The following is a 16,689-nucleotide window of genomic DNA, read 5'->3' as shown; positions in this document are numbered from 1 at the left end:
AAGGAATACTGGGTACGATTTTCGTCGTGCCCAGTTGAGGATAATCAAGCCTGGGCTTTTTCCAGAGCTTGAATAATGTCGGCCAATATATCGTCTACGTGTTCAATGCCGATAGACAAGCGCACCAGGTCTTCACTTACACCCGCGTTTTCGAGCTCTTCCGGGCTCAACTGGCGGTGGGTGGTGGTTGCCGGGTGGCAGGCCAGTGATTTAGCATCGCCGATGTTCACCAACCGGTAGATCATATCGAGCGCATCAATGAACTTGGCGCCCGCGTCGCGCCCGCCCTTAATGCCGAAACTCAGAATGCCAGAGGCCTTGCCGCCACAGATTTTCTCGCAAGTGGCTTTGAATGGGCTGTTGGCCAGCGTGGCATAGTTAACCCACGCCACCGCCGGGTGATCCTGCAGGAACTGAGCAATCTTCTCAGCGTTCTCGCAGTGACGATCCATGCGCAGCGCCAAGGTTTCCAGGCCCTGCATGATCAGGAACGAGTTGAACGGCGAGAGTGCAGAGCCAGTATTACGCAGCGGCACAACGCGGCAGCGACCGATAAACGCAGCGGCGCCCAAGGCTTCGGTGTAAACCACGCCGTGATAAGACGGATCCGGCTCGTTCATCATTGGGAACTTCGCGCCGTTGGCTTTCCAGTCGAACTTGCCTGAATCCACTACGGCACCGGCTACGGTGGTTCCGTGGCCGCCGATGTACTTCGTGAGGGAGTGAACTACGATGTCTGCGCCGTGTTCAAACGGGCGGCAGAGGTAGGGTGTGGCCACGGTGTTATCAACAATTAGAGGGATACCGTGTTTGTGGGCAATCTCGGCCCAGCGTGCAATGTCTACCACGTTGCCGGCAGGGTTGCCGATGGATTCGCAGAACAGAGCACGGGTTTGGTCATCGATGGCCTTTTCGACGGCGTCGAAGTCGTCGTGGCGGGCCATGCGGCACTCAATGCCCTGATTGGGCAGTGAGTGGGCAAACAGGTTGTATGTGCCGCCGTACAGCTGGCTGGTGCTGACGATGTTATTGCCAACCCGGCAGATGGTTTGCAGGGCGTAGGTAATAGCTGCCATGCCGGAGGCGACGGCCAAGGCGCCTACGCCGCCTTCAAGTGCGGCCAAACGCTCTTCGAGCACAGAGTTGGTTGGGTTCATGATTCGGGTATAAATGTTGCCCGCAACCTTCAGGTTGAACAGATCTGCACCATGCTGGGTGTCGTCAAACGTGTAAGACGTGGTTTAGTAGATCGGTGTGGTGGCCGCCTTGGTAGTAGGGTCGCCTTTAAAGCCGACGTGTAGGGCGAGCGTTTCGAATTTCATGTTAACTTCCTTGCGAATGAGTAGTCGGTGTTATTCGTTTCGGGTGCCAGTATGCCATATAGATTTGGCGGGGTTTATAACGGTATGCAATCGTGACATGCCTGAAGATAATATGGGTGCCCAATAAGGCCCGAAACAAGGCCAAGTGGCAGCAAACTATTGAGAGCGGAAGGTATATTTGATGAATAACTGGGTTTTACTGGGGATAGCCATAGTGGCGGAAGTTATCGCCACATCTGCACTGAAAGCGAGTGAAGGATTTACTCGGCTTGCGCCATCGGTGATTGTAATCCTCGGTTACGGTGCCGCGTTTTACTTGCTGTCTCTGGCCTTACGCTCCATTCCGGTGGGTATCGCATACGCGATCTGGGCAGGGCTAGGCATAGTGCTGATGGCCGCAGTTGGCTGGCTGGCGTTCGGGCAGAAACTCGATGCCTGGGGCATGGTTGGTATGGCGCTGATTGTGTCTGGTGTGTTTGTGCTGAATGCTCTGTCCCGGGCCGGCGCTCACTAGTTGGGTGGCGCTTTTTTACTGGGTGAGGCCTCTGTATCTGTGTCTGGGAAAATTGTGTCGTAGCTCCAGGTGAAAATAAAGGCGTACACCAGATAAAACAGGGCAAACGACACATCCACTAAGAGTGCATCTAGCAATCCGATATCCATCCACCAAGAAATAACCGGAAGAAACGCCACTAACAGCCCCAGTTCGAAACTGGATGCGTGCAGGAAACGAACTTTTAGGGATTTACGTGTTGAGCCGGTCAGCCGTTTCAGCGTGTGATCAAAGCCAAGGTTGAAGATGTAGTTCCACGTGGTGGCGAGAGTTGCGCCAATCAGCCCGAGCACGCCGATTTTTTCGAGAGAGTAGCCGAAGACAAAAGCTGCAAGGGGAACCGAAATCAGCAGGCCTATAACTTCAAACGAAACCGCTTGCCGGATTCTGTCGCCGGTGGTTCTCATGATGCATCTCCGCAAAGGCAGGGCGCTGCGCGTGTTCATTGCCCGTAAATAAAAAAAGGCCGCGACGTGAATCGCGACCTTTTTCGAATACTGGTAGCAAGGGGCGGAGTTGAACCGCCGACCCCGGCATTATGAGTGCCGTGCTCTAACCAACTGAGCTACCTTGCCACTTCGCTTCACCAAAGGAAGCGGCGCGTATCTTATGAATGGAGGGCTGGCGTGTCAAGCGGTGGCCGTAGCATCTGACCTTGAAACTGCCCTAAAATGTTCGTGCACTCGACTATAAATACTTTTAAAACAGTGGCTTGAAGTATTTTTGGTGTTTTAAAAAGTGACTTGGAATATATTCAGTACGCGGCGCAGCTCGTCTATAACCGGGATCTCTAGGATAACCTCCCTTTTCCTAGCGGGCCCGTAGTCGGTTGCCGTGTTAGTGTGATGCTTCTGAATTTCTATCTGCCAGGAGGCTTTTTATGAGTTTGGCGATTGCGCTGCACGTGTTGTCCGCGGTTATCTGGGTTGGCGGTATGTTCTTCGCCTACATGGCGATGCGCCCGGCGGTAGTCGAGGTGGTGGAAGCATCCCAACGTGGTGTGCTCTGGTGTCAGACTCTGTCCCGGTTTTTCCGTTGGGTCTGGCTGTCGGTCGCGTTGTTGCTGGTAACCGGTTACTGGATGATTTTCAACGTATTTGGTGGTATGGCCGGGGCAGGGTGGCACATTCATGTGATGCAAGCTCTTGGCCTGATCATGATGCTTCTATTTTCCCATATTTATTTCGCGCCTTTTCGCCGGCTGAAGCACGCGGTTGCTGAGAAAAACCCCGAAGAAGGTGCCCGCCGGGTAGGTCAGATCCGCAAGCTGGTGGGCGTCAACCTGATCATCGGCATTGTGGTGGTTGTGATTGGTGCCGCCGGGCGCTAATGTCCGGTAGAACTAGGCTGAGGCTGCGGATGTCCCGCAGCCTCAGCCATTTTACTTAAACGTTAAAGCGGAAGTGGATAACGTCGCCGTCTTTAACGATGTATTCTTTGCCTTCCAAACGCCATTTTCCGGCTTCTTTGGCCCCGGCTTCGCCATTGTACTGCACAAAGTCGGCATAACCGATGATTTCGGCACGTATAAACCCGCGCTCAAAGTCGGTGTGGATGACGGCTGCGGCCTGCGGTGCCGTGGCGCCAATTTTAACGGTCCAGGCGCGCACTTCCTTTACACCTGCAGTGAAGTAGGTCTGCAAGCCCAGTAGGCTGTAGCCGGCGCGGATAACGCGGTCAAGGCCTGGCTCTTCCATGCCCATTTCGCCCAAGAACATGCTTTTCTCGTCGTCTTCCAGTTCTGAGATTTCGGACTCCATCTTGTTGCAGATGGGAACAACCACGGCGTTCTCGGCACTGGCGATTTCACGCACGATATCCAGGTATGGGTTGTTCTCGAAGCCATCTTCGCTGACGTTAGCAATGTACATGGTGGGCTTGATGGTAAGCAGACATAGCTCACGAATCAGCAGCAGTTCATCTTTATCTAGACCCATGCTGCGTACCGGTTTGCCTTCGTTCAATACTGGCAACAGGCGCTCAAAAATTTCAATCTGCGCTTTGGCTTCTTTATCACCACCTTTGGCAATCCGCTGAACACGCTTGATGGATTTCTCAACCGTGTCCATGTCGGCCAGAGCAAGCTCGGTATTGATGATCTCAATATCGGCAGCCGGATCGATTTTATTGGCAACGTGGATTACGTTGGGGTCGTCGAAGCAGCGCACCACGTGGGCAATGGCCTCAGTCTGGCGGATATTGGCAAGAAACTGGTTGCCCAGGCCTTCGCCTTTGGATGCGCCTGCGACCAGGCCGGCGATATCCACAAATTCCATAGTCGTGGGCACGGTGCGTTGCGGTTTGACGATTTCGGCCAGTTTATCAAGCCGCGGGTCAGGCATAGCTACCACGCCGGCATTGGGCTCAATGGTGCAGAACGGAAAGTTTTCCGCGCCAATGCCTGCTTTGGTCAATGCATTGAACAGGGTGGATTTGCCGACGTTAGGAAGGCCGACGATGCCGCAGTTAAAACCCATGGAATGCCTCTGTTGGTACGGGGAAGTTTGGCCGGATTATACCGGTGTCGGGCAGTGGGTGCGAGTAAGGGATACCAGCGGTGGCGGATTAGCCGGAAGTGCTGTCGCGCAGGTGTTTAGGCGGTGGTGGTTTTGAAACTGTGTAAACGGTTCATGGCTGCAGCGAGATTGCCCGAAGCCGCGTCGGGTAATACCCGCATGGTTTCGTCGAATACCGCGTTTAGATCTTCCGTTTCGCGCTTGCCCAGACGGCCCAGTACGTAGCCGGTTACTTTACGGCTGTCGCCGGGGTGCCCAATGCCAATGCGCAGTCTTTGGAATTCCTTGGTGCCCAAGTGGGCGATGGTGTCTCGCAGCCCATTGTGTCCGCCATGACCTCCGCCTTTTTTAAGCTTAGCGGTGCCAGGAGGCAAGTCGAGCTCGTCGTGGGCGATCAGAATCTGGGAGGGGGGAATCTTAAAGAAGTCCGCGAGAGCTTTTACAGACAGACCACTGCGGTTCATAAAGGTTGCAGGGTTCAGTAAATGAAGCTCAATGCCTTGCCACTGAATGCGGGCATGGTGCCCAAGATACTTCTTTTCGGGGCGGAGCGACTGGCCCGCATCACGGGCCAGTGCTTCAACGAAGAGGGCGCCGGCATTATGGCGAGTATTCTTGTAGTCGGAACCGGGGTTACCCAGCCCAACCACCATGACAATATCCTGTGCCATCTGCCAACGCCTCCGGAGCTATTACTCCTTGCTTTCACCTTCTTCTGCTTCGTCTTCTGCGTTGTCATCCTTGACGCCTTTCGGCTTGCTGACAGACATGACAGGCTGGTCGTGCTCGTCGCCGTGCTGCAGAGCCGGAATACGAACGCCCTTCGGAAGCTTCAGATCGCTCATGTGAACAATCTGATCCATTTCGACGTCAGCCATGTCGATTTCAATGAACTCAGGCAGGTTCTGCGGCAGACAAGCTACTTCAACCTCGGTCATCAAACGGAACGCAACGCCACCAAAGGTCTTGATCGCAGGTGCTGAGTCTTCGTTCAGTAGGTGCAACGGAACGTGAACAAAGATTTCATGATCTTTTTCAACGCGCTGGAAATCAGCGTGGGTCAGCAGCAGCTTGTACGGGTGCCGCTGAAGATCCTTCATGATCACGCTCTCTTTCTTGCCATCCAGGTCAATGGTCAGGATGTGAGAGAAGAAGGCTTCGTTTTCCAGAGCTTTTTTCAGCTCGTTGTGCCAAATGGAAATCGGAGTGGCTTCTTTGCCGGCGCCGTAAATGATGGCCGGGATCTTACGCTCTTCGCGACGCAGGCGGCGGCTCGCACCTCTCCCCTGTTCGTCACGAGGAAATGCTTGAATAACAAAGTCCTGAGACATGGTTTGTACCTCAATCGTCACCTGAACTGCCCGCGACCAGGCGTTGGGACAGGTGATGTTTTCGAAAAGCCGGATATTTCCGGCTGACTAAAAGAGTCGGGAGCCTGTTTAGGCTCCCGACTCGGTAACTTGTTGGTGGCTTCCAATAACGTCCTGTTTTCCCGAGTGTTATGACCTAGCGCCTACTCAGGCGTTCTCAAACAGGGCGCTGATGGATTCTTCGTTGCTAACGCGGCGAATGGATTCCGCGAGCAGTCCAGCCATACTAAGGGGGCGGATTTTAGCACAGTTCTTCGCTTTGTCACCCAGTGGAATCGTGTCGCACACTATCAGCTCGTCTAACTCCGAGGCATTGATGTTTTCAATAGCCGGGCCGGAGAGAACAGCATGAGTAATGTAAGCGACTACACGGGCCGCCCCGCGTTCTTTAAGCGCGTCGGCAGCTTTGCACAGGGTGCCTGCGGTATCCACAATGTCGTCGACCAGAATGCAGGTCTTGCCCTTAACGTCACCAATAATGTGCATAACCTGGGACACGTTGGCTTTCGGGCGACGCTTATCGATGATGGCAAGATCTGCGTCGTCTAGTCGCTTGGCAACGGCACGGGCGCGCACAACGCCGCCTACGTCCGGGGAAACGACCACAAAATTCTCGAACCGCTGTTTGTCGATGTCTTCAATCATCACCGGCGTGGCGTAAATATTATCTACCGGCACATCAAAAAAGCCTTGAATTTGATCGGCGTGAAGATCTACGGTCAGTACGCGGTCAACGCCAATGCTGGAAATCATGTCGGCAACAACTTTGGCACTGATGGCAACACGGCTAGAGCGTACACGGCGATCCTGGCGAGCATAGCCATAATACGGGATAACGGCCGTGATACGTGATGCAGAGGCGCGGCGCAGGGCGTCGGCCATCACGATCACTTCCATCAGGTTGTCATTGGTGGGGTAGCACGTGGGCTGGATGATAAAAACATCGTGGCCACGTACATTTTCGTTGATTTCTACGGTGGTTTCGCCATCGCTGAACCGGCCTACCGTGGCCTCTCCCATAGGGATGTGGAGTTTTTTGGCGATAGCATGGGCAAGCTCTGGATTGGCGTTGCCTGAGAATATCATTAGTTTTGACACGATGGCATCCTTCTCGTTTTCGGCGTTAGAGTCAGAAGAATCGGAAGAAAAATGGCTGGGGTGGCAGGACTCGAACCTGCGCATGACGGGATCAAAACCCGTTGCCTTACCACTTGGCGACACCCCAGTATCGTGCTTCTTTGGCATCATTTTAGCTCTGTTAGCTTTTGGTGAAGAGGTGATACGTTCACCCCTTTAGCTACGAACCCGGTGATGCCGGAAGGTTTGCTTTCCCAGATGATCCGGGTTGCGGATTCTGTAGGGAAACGTCCAAATATGCAAGCCCCGGTTCCGGTTAATCTTGCAGGTCCGAATTGTGTGAGCCATTCCATGCTCGTGCTGACTTCCGGATATAGCGTTTTAACTACGTTTTCACAGTCGTTTCGGTACCTCGAGGCGTCTCCCTCAAAAGCGGGCGCTATATTGATTCTCGGGGTGTCCCTTGTCAAGGCTTGCGCTGAAAATATCTTACCGGTGTTGATGTTGCAGTCGGGTTTTAGAACCAAAAACCAGTCTTCAGGCGGGTGCGCGGGGGTCAGTTTTTCTCCCACACCTTCACCAAAGGCGGCATGGCCACGCACAAAAACCGGTACATCTGCACCCAGAGCCAGTCCCATTTCAGCCAGTTCATCAAGCCCGAGATTGAGTTTCCATAGGTGGTTTAGCCCTAGCAGTGTGGTGGCCGCGTTGGAGCTTCCGCCGCCGAGCCCGCCGCCCATGGGTAAGCGTTTCTTAAGAGCGATGCTTACCCCAGGCGGGTCTCTAGGAGCCTTCTGAGCAAGCGCCAAGGCCGCTTTGATAATCAGGTTGTCTTCGTCTGGAACGCCGGGGATGGGGGTTTCTAGCCGTACCCCGGGGTGGTCTGGGGTCAGGGTCAGGGTAATGTCGTCGCCGTAATCAAGAAACTGAAACAGTGTCTGGAGCTCGTGGTAGCCATCTGGGCGTTGGCCAACGATGTGTAGAAAGAGATTCAGTTTGGCAGGTGAGGGCAGTGTGATGGATGCCGTCACGGGTTCAAGTCCTTCCAGCGGCTTACAGCCACACGTATTCGCTTCTGCTCTTTCAGGGCGGTAACCCGTGCAGGTAAGGCGGGTCTGTCGCCTTGTGGCTCGTGCCAGCGGTCGTAGCGGATCTCCCAGCCGGCCTGGCGAATCATGGCCAGCTTGCCTTGATCGTCAAACAGTAGGAGGAAATCGCCATCCAGGGCAGGCAGGCCGCGTATCCACCGTGTCAGGCTCTGCAATGGCAGTTGCCAGCCGGTGGCGGCCTTCACCAGAGCCTCTGGGTCGCCAGAGCGATATGTTTCGCCGTTAGAGAGTGTTAGCTCAATGAACCCGGGCACGCCTTTTAGAGTCGTGCTGCCCATTCCGAGAAAGGATGATGACAAGGCGAGGTCATAGGCTTCGCCTTGCTGTATCCAATGATTGATGATGGCGGTGCCGCTGTCTGAGGGCTGGCGTACGGCCAGTTTCCCCCGCAGTTGCCAGTGATCAAACTGGCTCAGTTTTGCAGAGCGATCCTGCCAATCGAATGGCGGTTGATCAGTAAGCCCGTCTGGAACCGGCTCTAGCTGAATGGTTGTGCAGGCGCTTAGGCCTGCGATCAGTAAAAGGGCAGAGCATGCACGAAAAAGCCTGTGCATCACTGCTCACCATTGTTGGTCAGTCGCTCAATGGTTTCCCTCAGTACAGCGTGATCTTCATCCTGATCAAGCCCTTCTTTCCAAATAATCTGGGCTTGCTCTTCCGCACCACTCATCCACAAAGCTTCGCCGTAATGAGCAGCAACTTCCGGATCTGGGTAGGCTGCCCATGCGCGGGACAGGTGATCCAGTGCGGGTTCAATTTGGCCTTCCTGAAGAAGAACCCAGCCCATGCTGTCGAGAATGGCGGGGTTTTCAGGGTCCAGAGCCAAAGCTTGCTCAATGTAACCACGGGCTTCGTTTAGCCGACCAGGTTGGGTTGTGAGTATATATCCCAAGGCGTTGAGGGCGACGGCGTTTTCGGGATCATTTTCAAAAATTTGCTTAAGGTCCGCCTCGGCTTTGCTGGGCTGCTCTAGGGCGTCGAACAGCATGGCCCGTGCATAGAGTAACTGGAGGTTATTTGGAAACTCTTTAAGTGCGCTAGAAGCTGATTCAAGAGCTTCTTGTCGCAGGCTTTGGTCGAGTAGCAGGTTAACTTCAAGCAGCCAGAATTGTTCTGCCTGTTTGGGGTTGGCGCTGCGCATAGAGCGGATGTTCTCTAGGGCCTCATTCAGCTTACCCTCTGCGGTCAGCAACGAGCTGGCGCGGGCGAGAGAAGGGAAGTAATAGGCACCCTGTTCCACACTCTGGTAGTACTCGATAGCTTGCTCTGTGTTGCCGGCTTGGTCTTCAATTCTGCCGAGGTAGTAGCTGGCTTCACTGGTGTGGTGGCCTTGTTCGGTTAGTTGGGTGAGCTCTTCTTTGGCAAGATCCAGCTCTCCGTTTTCTAGGGCGACAAGTGCGTGTGAAAGCCGTATGCCGGGATTATCCGGGTAACGCTCCGCCAGTCGGCTGAATTCATCCTGAGCGGCCTGTAGCTCGTTCTCACTGATCAGCATGCGCCCATAAAGCGTGCCCATCTGGCGGTTTGCCGGAAAGCGCCGGGTGTTTACCATCAGGTGCTCAAGGGCTTCGATTACTCTGTCGGTCTGGTATAGAAGATCGCCTCTCAGGATGATGGCAGGCTGAAAGTTGGGCTTTGCAGCAAGTAGAGGCTCCAGGCGGTTAAGAGCTGCTTCAGGGTTGCCCGTAATTTTTAACAGCAGCGCGATGCTGTATTCCAGCTCTGGGGTATCTGGGTGGCGGCTCGCCATCTCCTCATATAGCGCAAGCAGTTCCTGCTGCTGTACCGGCGGCAGGTTTCCGGCCATGGCTGCAAGGCTATCGAAATCTGCGTCTTCACCTTGGTCCAGAATATTTTCCATGTACCTTAGGGCAGCTTCAAGCTCATTGCGCTTGACGGCTTGAATGGCAGAAACTCGCAGTGCCTGAAGGTTGTCTGGGTCTACTTCAAGCCATAGCTCCGCCAGTTGCTTCTGGGCATTGTCGCCATTGAGTGACTGAGCAATGTGCATGGCCCTTTCAATGACTTTCTTATCCCGGGACTGTTGGGCGGCCCTGAGATAATTAACAAGCGTGACGTCGTATCGGCCCCGCTGTGCGGCAATTTCGGCTGAGAGCAGCAGGTATAGTGTTTCTGGTTCAAAGTCTGCGTACTCTATGGGCAGCTCGCTATTAATCTGTTTGATATTTTTCGGTGTGTCCGTGGCGATTGTTTCATCGACAACAGGCGAGTGCCCGAAATCGGTTATACTGGCGCAACCTGACAGCGAAAGGCCGAACAGACAGGTAACCAAAAGCGGTGCGGATTTGTGCATGCAACTTCCCGTGATTTATTGACTACGCACCCAGGTTAACCCAGAAACCCTCTTTTTTTTGAGCTGAGCCGGGCTCCGGCGTGCGCCGATCCCCTATAATGGCATAAGCTCTTGTTCTTGCCCAACCTGTCCGCACTTCCCGAAGCGTAGATGGTTTTGGGTGGCAGCTGAGGGCTCTGGCCGCTAAAATGCCTGCACAATGGCGTTTATACACACAGCCACCTTAGAGGATTGCAAAACCAAGAAATGGCATTGCTAACGCTGGGAATCAATCACCGCACCGCCCCTGTCGAGTTAAGAGAGCGGGTCGCGTTTACGCCTGAGCGTATGTCAGAGGCGTTTGCAGAGTTGCGGGCGGCGTCTGGCGCCAGTGAGGCTGCGATTCTTTCTACCTGTAACAGGACCGAACTTTACCTTGCGGGCGACGACGATTGCGCGCCGCTGGTGCTGCGCTGGCTGGCCGGCTTCCACGGGCTGGAGGCCGCCGAGCTTGAGGAAGTACTTTATATACACCGCGATGCAGATGCCGTGCGGCACATGATGCGTGTTGCGGCCGGGCTGGATTCAATGGTTCTGGGCGAGCCGCAAATTTTTGGCCAGTTAAAAGATGCCTATGCTCTGGCCCGGGAACACGGGGGCAGTGGCTCTTTCCTCTCCCGTATGTTTGAGCACACATTCTCTGTTGCCAAGCGAGTTCGCACGCAAACAGCCATCGGCGAAAACCCAGTTTCTGTTGCTTATGCCGCCGTAAGCATGGCCCACCGCATTTTTGCGGATATGTCACGCAATAAGGCATTGCTGATCGGTGCGGGTAAAACCATCGAACTGGTTGCACGCCATCTTGCAGATGCCGGTGTAAAAAACTTCATTGTGGCTAACCGCACGCTGGAGCGAGCCCAAGCGTTGGCAGAATCCAGAGGCGGCCGGGGTATTCTGCTTTCGGAAATTCCGGACTATTTGGCAGATGTCGATATCATCATTTCGTCCACGGCCAGCCCGCTGCCGATTCTTGGCAAGGGCGCGGTTGAGCGCTCCCTGAAGAAACGCAAGCATCGGCCAATTTTCATGGTTGATATTGCGGTGCCCCGGGATATCGAGCCGGAAGTGGCCTCTCTCGCAGACGTTTATCTTTATACCGTGGATGATCTGCGCCAGGTTATCGAAGAAAACGTCCGTACCCGTGAGGGTGCAGCCCGTGAAGCGGAAAATCTCATAGCAGCCGGTGTGCAGGAGTTCCTCAGCCAGCTTCGCGCATTGGATGCGGTTTCTACGTTGAAGCAGTTTCGGCAGCGTGCCGAAGTGTTGCGAGACGTAGAAACGAAAAAAGCCTTGCGCGCCCTGCGTAATGGCGGCGATCCTGAAACCGCTTTGCGCAGCCTAGCGCGAGGCCTTACAAACAAACTCCTGCACGAACCGTCTATTCAGGTTCGCAAGGCCACCACCGAAGGGCGCACCGAGGTGACTGAATGGCTGAGAGAGCTGCATCAGCTCGATGTGTTGGACGCAGACGCGACGACCACCCCGGAAAAACTATGAAATCATCAATTCAGTCCCGCCTCGAGCAGCTCGTTGAACGCTTCGAGGAGGTGAGTGCGTTGCTCAGCGACCCAGCTACCATTGCCCGCCAAGACAGGTTCCGGGAATTATCCCGGGAGTTTGCCGAAATTGAGCCTGTTGTGCAGTGTTTTCAGGCTTGGCAGCAGTCGCTAGGCGATATCAGAGAGGCAAAAGAACTGGCCAAAGACGGCGATGCGGATATGCGCGAAATGGCCGCAGAAGAGCTGGGCATTGCCGAGCAGAAAACCGAAGAATTAGATGAAGAGTTGCAGCGGTTGATGCTGCCGAAAGATCCCAACGATGGCAAAAACGTGTTCCTGGAAATCCGCGCAGGCACCGGCGGTGATGAGGCTGCCATTTTTGCCGGGGATCTGTTTCGTATGTACAGCCGTTACGCCGAGCGCAAGCGCTGGCAGATTGAAGTGCTGAGCGAGAATGAAGGCGAGCATGGCGGTTACAAAGAAATTATTGCCCGGGTTGCGGGCGATGCTGTGTATGGCGCACTGAAATTCGAATCCGGCGCACACCGGGTGCAGCGGGTTCCAGAAACGGAATCCCAGGGGCGCATCCATACCTCGGCCTGCACCGTTGCGGTTATGCCAGAGGCGGATGAGGCCGAGGCCATTGAGATCAACAAGGCAGACCTGCGCGTGGATACCTTTCGTTCTTCCGGCGCGGGTGGTCAGCACGTTAACAAAACCGATTCCGCCATTCGGATTACTCACCTGCCAAGTGGAATAGTGGTGGAGTGTCAGGAAGAGCGCTCGCAGCATAAAAACCGAGCCAAGGCCATGAGTTTTCTGGCATCTAGATTGCAGAATATTGAAACCGAGCGTCAGCAAAAAACCATGGCAGAGACCCGCAAAAGCCTTGTGGGCAGCGGCGACCGCTCTGAGCGTATTCGTACTTACAACTTCCCCCAAGGCCGGGTAACCGACCATCGAATCAACCTTACACTTTATAAACTTGACGACGTAATTGCCGGCGATCTGGGCTCTGTGGTTGTGCCTCTTCAGCAAGAGCACCAGGCGGATCTCCTGGCCTCACTTTCCGATGATGAGTAAGCCTTCACTAACCTGTGAGGCATTGCTGGGTGATGCGGTTCGCCGAATTGCCAGTGATACGCCCAGGCTGGATGCGGAGCTACTTCTTGCCCACGTAAGTAGCCTGAGCCGATCCAGCTTCCGTGCCTATCCGGAGCGGGAACTAGATTCGGAGCAGGCGGCGCAATTTGAAGGTTTGGTGGCGCAGCGAGTGCTAGGCGTACCTATCGCCTACCTATTAGGTTATCAAGAATTCTGGTCACTGCCTTTCATAGTGAGCAACAGCACCCTGATACCCAGGCCGGATACCGAGTGCCTAGTGGAGCAGGCGCTGGAAATACCCCTGGCAGACAATGCCAAGGTTCTCGACCTGGGTACCGGCACGGGTGCCATCGCCCTGGCACTGGCCAGCGAGCAGCCAAACTGGTTAGTCACGGCCTGCGATTTTCAAGAAGAAGCGATTACACAGGCCCAGACCAATGCCCGGGAGCTACAGTTGCCGGTAAATGTGTTTCAGAGCGGTTGGTTTACCGGGTTGCCAGCCGACAGTTTTGACCTGATTGTATCCAACCCTCCTTATATAGCCTCTGGCGATTACCACCTTGGCGAGGGCGACGTGCGCTTTGAGCCCGCCTCCGCACTGGTAGCCGGCGTGGATGGCCTTGATGACATTCGCAAGATTGTGGACGAAGCACCGGCTTGGTTGAACAGCGGCGGCTGGCTGTTACTGGAGCACGGCTTTGATCAAGCTAAAGCTGTTCGGGATTTGTTTTCTGGCCGCGGGTTTACGAACGTAGAGAGCCGGAAAGACTACGGCGGTAACGATCGCATGACCCTGGGGCAGTGGGCACCCCAAGGAGACGACGATGCTGAGTGATGAAGAGCTTCTGCGTTTCAGCCGTCAAATACTGATGCCACGTTTCGATATCGCAGGCCAAGAGGCGTTGAAATCCGCTCGGGTAGTTGTGGTTGGGGCGGGTGGCCTTGGTTGCCCGGTTGCGCTGTATCTGGGCGCGGCGGGTGTGGGCCATTTAACACTGATAGACGATGACGTAATTGAACTGGCCAATCTACAGCGCCAGATAGCGTTTGAAACCGCGCAGATTGGTGAATCCAAAGCAGAAACCTTGGCGGCGAGAGTTCGCAGTATCAATCCGGGGGTGTCCATTTCTGTGGTGAACCGCCGCCTTGATTTGGAGGGCTTTGCGGAAGAGGTAGCCGAAGCCAGTTTGGCCTTGGACTGTTCAGATAATTTCAGCACCCGGTTCGCTTTGAACCGCGCTTGTGTGGCTGCCGGCGTGCCGCTGATCTCCGGCGCAGCCATCCGTGGCGAAGGCCAGCTCAGTGTTTACGACAGCCGGCAGGCGGACTCCCCCTGCTATCACTGCCTCTATCCCGAGCAGGGCAATGAAGACCTGACCTGTTCCGAGGCGGGAGTGATTGCGCCACTCGTTGGCATGATCGGATCTGCCCAAGCCATGGAAGCCATTAAGGTCATTTCAGGCGTTGGCCGCTCGCTTGTCGGTAGACTTTTGATACTGGATGCCTGGGAAATGCAGTGGCGCGAAATGAAGCTAACCAAAGATCCTGATTGCCCGGTTTGTGGCTAGGAGTAAGCCGGCCCGAAGCAGGTGGAGGAGTACTCTCCAAAACACGCTGTGAATACCTCCTTGTACGCTCGGCTCTGCCATATAGCGCTAATGCTTCTGCTTCGCACTTCACCCATGGCTCCGCAAGGTTTAGGAGAGTGTTATGTGGTGCCAGCCATGCTAATCTCGCGGGTTTTGAACAATGTTTAACAACGAGTAGCCAGGAAGCTACGAGCCACAGAAAGGAATTCTGACTATGAGCAACCTGATTGCCGCCTGCGTTGGCGACCAGCATGTCTGCCCGATTCCCGGGCACGGCTCATCCCCCATAATGCCCAACGGTTCCAGCATCCTTGTTGAAGGCAAGCCCATTGCCCGGGTAGGTGATGTGACAGGCTGCGGTGCCGTAATTACCCAAGGCTATCCGTTTATGCCTCAGGTGTGGGTACCAAGTTTGGTCAGCCCGATGACGGCCAAAGTATGGGGTTGGGACTGGGAGAGCAAGGCATCCTCAAGAAGGTTAAGGAAGGTGCAGAACAGCTCACCTTTGAGATCGCTAACCGAGTCAATGATCCTGTTGATGAACTGGTCATCGATGTATTTGGTTTTAGCAGGGGCGCGGCAACGGCACGGCATTTCGTCAGTCGGGAGGTTTATGACACAACAGGCTCTTTGTACGGTGAATACAAAGGGGCATTGGTCAGAGCTTTCGAGCGAGAAGGCATCCCATGGCCTGAGAAAGTTACCGTTCGGTTTCTGGGATTGTTTGACACTGTTGCCGGAGTCGCCGATGTGGGTAATCTGGAATTCTCCGCTCACGATGCTGAAACGGGACGCGTCAACGTCAACGTAAAATCGGAGCATGCCCAGCGAGCAGTCCAGTTTGTTGCCTGGGATGAGCGCCGGCACAACTTTTCGTTAAACAGCCTTCGAAGTGAATCGGGTAACTTGCCTGAGAATTTCGACGAGTGGGTTTTACCGGGCGCACATTCGGATATCGGTGGAGGGTATCCAGACAGGTTTCGTGAGCGAATTGAAGTTTGCCCGCCATTGGTGATCACAGGCAAAGACCGCCGAAACCCTGAGGCCAGCTTTGAGTTCTCGCGCATGTTGCAGGAGCGGGCGCTCATTAGGGGCGAGGGCTGGATTGGTTCACACGACCCACTGGCGACTCTGGAAATTGAGCAGAAACGCCTGCCAATGCTGCCAACCCAACCCAGCCGAGTCTGAGTGGAAATAATGTGGCTTTGCACCTCTGGCTTGACCGGGAGGTTCGGGGCGAATACTCCAGAATTCCTTTGTATCTGATGCACAAATTGGCTGTTGATGCCGGTGTGCCTTTTGAACCAGTTCCCGCAGACAATCCTCAGTTTGTACTTCCCAACGAGCTAATGACTGTCGCCCGAAATCTTGCCGCTTACGTCTGGCATGGCCAGAACTTAGTTATATCATCTGAGTCAAAAGCCCTGCTCAAGCAAAGGTATATCCATCACTCCGATCATTATCTGGAGCTCGGGCCTCTGTACCCGTTCAGGCCAACAAAAAGTGGCCGTCGGGCCATTCACCCCAACAAGAGCCAGTGAATGGATGGAGACTAATATGAGCATCAAGCGCTGGATGATTAGTATCTGTATTCTGATTCTGGTCGGGTGTTCGGAACCCACGGAATCAGAGGGGCCAAGACACGGACCAAACAGCACATTCCGCAATATCAATGTCGTAGCACCGAAACACTACGATGTCTGGGTGGATAAGTTTTTCGTTGAATCCTTATCCGAGGACATTGGCTGGCGCGCACCTATAGGCATTGTCTCATGTTGCTGGAAAAAGCCCCACGGCGCTTCTGCCGACTGGCAAACGATGCCAGAAGTATTCCTTATCCGCTGGTTCTCGTTCGCGGAGCAGCAATCCTATGAAGCGCTGATCAAGCTGGAGAATCCAGAAAAGATAGAAAGAAAAATGAAAGAAGTTGCTCCATTCGAGCGCTTTGGCGAGGTAGTGGAGCGCCCGCGATATAACCTTGTTCTTGGCTTGGCACCGGGCGGAACGGTTGTAGCGTGGATTATGAACCGAGGTGAGAACGCTATCGAAGTCGGGCGGTATCAAGGAAAAAAAATTGAAACCCATCGAGAGCACTATCGCGAGATTACGGAGCGCTATAATCACGATCACCGCCAATTTTTACAAGAAAACGGCATCGAGCTTGAAGGTTGGTAATCCGGGCTGTGAGTTAGTCACC

General features: G+C 54.5%; 17 protein-coding genes, 2 tRNA genes and 2 pseudogenes. 10 read left to right on the top strand and 11 right to left on the bottom strand.

The window, feature by feature from the left end; genetic code table 11:
* Positions 1 to 44 precede the first annotated feature (44 nt).
* Positions 45 to 1,322: pseudogene (locus tag CPH80_RS10725) on the bottom strand (O-acetylhomoserine aminocarboxypropyltransferase/cysteine synthase family protein).
* A 181-nt stretch (positions 1,323 to 1,503) separates the two neighbouring features.
* Between CPH80_RS10725 and CPH80_RS10720 the strand changes: the two are divergent.
* Complete coding sequence (locus CPH80_RS10720; RefSeq protein WP_096277666.1) at positions 1,504 to 1,836, top strand: SMR family transporter; 333 nt, start codon at positions 1,504 to 1,506, stop codon at positions 1,834 to 1,836.
* Here the strand turns inward: CPH80_RS10720 and CPH80_RS10715 are convergent.
* Together CPH80_RS10715 and CPH80_RS10710 are read right to left on the bottom strand one after the other, a co-directional pair.
* Positions 1,833 to 2,282, bottom strand: coding sequence for a PACE efflux transporter (locus CPH80_RS10715; RefSeq protein ID WP_096277663.1), 450 nt, complete (start codon positions 2,280 to 2,282; stop codon positions 1,833 to 1,835). The two genes, CPH80_RS10720 and CPH80_RS10715, sit on opposite strands and share 4 nt — an antisense overlap.
* A gap of 91 nt (positions 2,283 to 2,373) precedes the next feature.
* Positions 2,374 to 2,450: transfer RNA gene (locus CPH80_RS10710), tRNA-Met, on the bottom strand.
* Between the two features lie 305 nt (positions 2,451 to 2,755).
* Here CPH80_RS10710 and CPH80_RS10705 point away from each other — a divergent pair.
* Positions 2,756 to 3,205: a CopD family protein gene (locus CPH80_RS10705; protein ID WP_096277661.1), complete on the top strand. Its 450-nt coding sequence runs from the start codon at positions 2,756 to 2,758 to the stop codon at positions 3,203 to 3,205.
* 55 nt (positions 3,206 to 3,260) lie between these two features.
* Here the strand turns inward: CPH80_RS10705 and ychF are convergent, their stop codons facing one another.
* The 8 genes from ychF to CPH80_RS10665 all read right to left on the bottom strand — a co-directional run bounded on the left by ychF (position 3,261) and on the right by CPH80_RS10665 (position 10,261).
* Positions 3,261 to 4,352: a redox-regulated ATPase YchF gene (gene ychF / locus CPH80_RS10700; RefSeq protein WP_096277659.1), complete on the bottom strand. Its 1,092-nt coding sequence runs from the start codon at positions 4,350 to 4,352 to the stop codon at positions 3,261 to 3,263.
* A gap of 116 nt (positions 4,353 to 4,468) precedes the next feature.
* Positions 4,469 to 5,062 (bottom strand): aminoacyl-tRNA hydrolase, encoded by a 594-nt coding sequence (gene pth, locus CPH80_RS10695; protein WP_096277657.1) that lies wholly within the window; start codon positions 5,060 to 5,062, stop codon positions 4,469 to 4,471.
* A gap of 21 nt (positions 5,063 to 5,083) precedes the next feature.
* Positions 5,084 to 5,722, bottom strand: coding sequence for a 50S ribosomal protein L25/general stress protein Ctc (locus tag CPH80_RS10690; protein ID WP_096277656.1), 639 nt, complete (start codon positions 5,720 to 5,722; stop codon positions 5,084 to 5,086).
* A gap of 186 nt (positions 5,723 to 5,908) precedes the next feature.
* Positions 5,909 to 6,859, bottom strand: coding sequence for a ribose-phosphate diphosphokinase (locus tag CPH80_RS10685; RefSeq protein WP_096281551.1), 951 nt, complete (start codon positions 6,857 to 6,859; stop codon positions 5,909 to 5,911).
* Between the two features lie 52 nt (positions 6,860 to 6,911).
* Positions 6,912 to 6,986: transfer RNA gene (locus tag CPH80_RS10680), tRNA-Gln, on the bottom strand.
* 19 nt (positions 6,987 to 7,005) lie between these two features.
* Positions 7,006 to 7,869, bottom strand: a complete 864-nt coding sequence (gene ispE / locus CPH80_RS10675) for a 4-(cytidine 5'-diphospho)-2-C-methyl-D-erythritol kinase (RefSeq protein ID WP_096277654.1) — start codon at positions 7,867 to 7,869, stop codon at positions 7,006 to 7,008.
* Positions 7,866 to 8,501 (bottom strand): lipoprotein insertase outer membrane protein LolB, encoded by a 636-nt coding sequence (gene lolB, locus CPH80_RS10670; RefSeq protein WP_096277652.1) that lies wholly within the window; start codon positions 8,499 to 8,501, stop codon positions 7,866 to 7,868. Before lolB ends, ispE begins: the two co-directional genes overlap by 4 nt.
* Entirely contained in the window at positions 8,501 to 10,261 is a 1,761-nt protein-coding gene (locus tag CPH80_RS10665) for a tetratricopeptide repeat protein (RefSeq protein ID WP_096277650.1), read from the bottom strand. Before CPH80_RS10665 ends, lolB begins: the two co-directional genes overlap by 1 nt.
* A 246-nt stretch (positions 10,262 to 10,507) precedes the next feature.
* On the opposite strand from CPH80_RS10665, the gene hemA reads away from it, so the two are divergent.
* The 8 genes and pseudogenes from hemA to CPH80_RS10635 all read left to right on the top strand — a co-directional run bounded on the left by hemA (position 10,508) and on the right by CPH80_RS10635 (position 16,667).
* A complete protein-coding gene (hemA, locus tag CPH80_RS10660; RefSeq protein WP_096277648.1) occupies positions 10,508 to 11,797 on the top strand; it encodes a glutamyl-tRNA reductase in 1,290 nt (429 codons plus the stop codon).
* Positions 11,794 to 12,882: a peptide chain release factor 1 gene (gene prfA, locus CPH80_RS10655; RefSeq protein WP_096277647.1), complete on the top strand. Its 1,089-nt coding sequence runs from the start codon at positions 11,794 to 11,796 to the stop codon at positions 12,880 to 12,882. Before hemA ends, prfA begins: the two co-directional genes overlap by 4 nt.
* Positions 12,872 to 13,738 (top strand): peptide chain release factor N(5)-glutamine methyltransferase, encoded by an 867-nt coding sequence (gene prmC / locus CPH80_RS10650; RefSeq protein WP_096277645.1) that lies wholly within the window; start codon positions 12,872 to 12,874, stop codon positions 13,736 to 13,738. The genes prfA and prmC overlap by 11 nt, the downstream gene beginning before the upstream one ends.
* Positions 13,728 to 14,471: a molybdopterin-synthase adenylyltransferase MoeB gene (gene moeB, locus CPH80_RS10645; protein WP_096277643.1), complete on the top strand. Its 744-nt coding sequence runs from the start codon at positions 13,728 to 13,730 to the stop codon at positions 14,469 to 14,471. Before prmC ends, moeB begins: the two co-directional genes overlap by 11 nt.
* Positions 14,472 to 14,706: 235 nt before the next feature.
* Positions 14,707 to 14,853 (top strand): annotated as a pseudogene (locus tag CPH80_RS22940) (PAAR domain-containing protein); the annotation flags it as partial.
* A 38-nt stretch (positions 14,854 to 14,891) separates the two neighbouring features.
* Positions 14,892 to 15,680, top strand: a complete 789-nt coding sequence (locus tag CPH80_RS22420; RefSeq protein ID WP_227520121.1) for a T6SS phospholipase effector Tle1-like catalytic domain-containing protein — start codon at positions 14,892 to 14,894, stop codon at positions 15,678 to 15,680.
* A gap of 11 nt (positions 15,681 to 15,691) precedes the next feature.
* Complete coding sequence (locus CPH80_RS22415) at positions 15,692 to 16,033, top strand: hypothetical protein (protein ID WP_227520120.1); 342 nt, start codon at positions 15,692 to 15,694, stop codon at positions 16,031 to 16,033.
* Positions 16,034 to 16,049: 16 nt separating this feature from the next.
* A complete protein-coding gene (locus tag CPH80_RS10635; protein WP_157746889.1) occupies positions 16,050 to 16,667 on the top strand; it encodes a DUF2931 family protein in 618 nt (205 codons plus the stop codon).
* The last annotated feature ends 22 nt before the right edge of the window (positions 16,668 to 16,689 follow it).

This window comes from Marinobacter sp. LV10R510-11A (assembly GCF_900215155.1).
Lineage (GTDB): Bacteria > Pseudomonadota > Gammaproteobacteria > Pseudomonadales > Oleiphilaceae > Marinobacter.
Note: the sequence above shows the minus strand (reverse complement) of the source record. Positions and strands in the feature narration are given on the sequence as shown.

Bases quoted from the DNA above. Each gene is read 5' to 3' on its own strand.
- CPH80_RS10720 (WP_096277666.1), top strand. From the start codon at position 1,504: ATGAATAACTGGGTTTTACTGGGGATAGCCATAGTGGCGGAAGTTATC.
- CPH80_RS10715 (WP_096277663.1), bottom strand. From the start codon at position 2,282: ATGAGAACCACCGGCGACAGAATCCGGCAAGCGGTTTCGTTTGAAGTT.
- CPH80_RS10705 (WP_096277661.1), top strand. From the start codon at position 2,756: ATGAGTTTGGCGATTGCGCTGCACGTGTTGTCCGCGGTTATCTGGGTT.
- ychF (WP_096277659.1), bottom strand. From the start codon at position 4,352: ATGGGTTTTAACTGCGGCATCGTCGGCCTTCCTAACGTCGGCAAATCC.
- pth (WP_096277657.1), bottom strand. From the start codon at position 5,062: ATGGCACAGGATATTGTCATGGTGGTTGGGCTGGGTAACCCCGGTTCC.
- CPH80_RS10690 (WP_096277656.1), bottom strand. From the start codon at position 5,722: ATGTCTCAGGACTTTGTTATTCAAGCATTTCCTCGTGACGAACAGGGG.
- lolB (WP_096277652.1), bottom strand. From the start codon at position 8,501: ATGCACAGGCTTTTTCGTGCATGCTCTGCCCTTTTACTGATCGCAGGC.
- CPH80_RS10665 (WP_096277650.1), bottom strand. From the start codon at position 10,261: ATGCACAAATCCGCACCGCTTTTGGTTACCTGTCTGTTCGGCCTTTCG.
- hemA (WP_096277648.1), top strand. From the start codon at position 10,508: ATGGCATTGCTAACGCTGGGAATCAATCACCGCACCGCCCCTGTCGAG.
- prfA (WP_096277647.1), top strand. From the start codon at position 11,794: ATGAAATCATCAATTCAGTCCCGCCTCGAGCAGCTCGTTGAACGCTTC.
- prmC (WP_096277645.1), top strand. From the start codon at position 12,872: ATGATGAGTAAGCCTTCACTAACCTGTGAGGCATTGCTGGGTGATGCG.
- moeB (WP_096277643.1), top strand. From the start codon at position 13,728: ATGCTGAGTGATGAAGAGCTTCTGCGTTTCAGCCGTCAAATACTGATG.
- CPH80_RS10635 (WP_157746889.1), top strand. From the start codon at position 16,050: ATGAGCATCAAGCGCTGGATGATTAGTATCTGTATTCTGATTCTGGTC.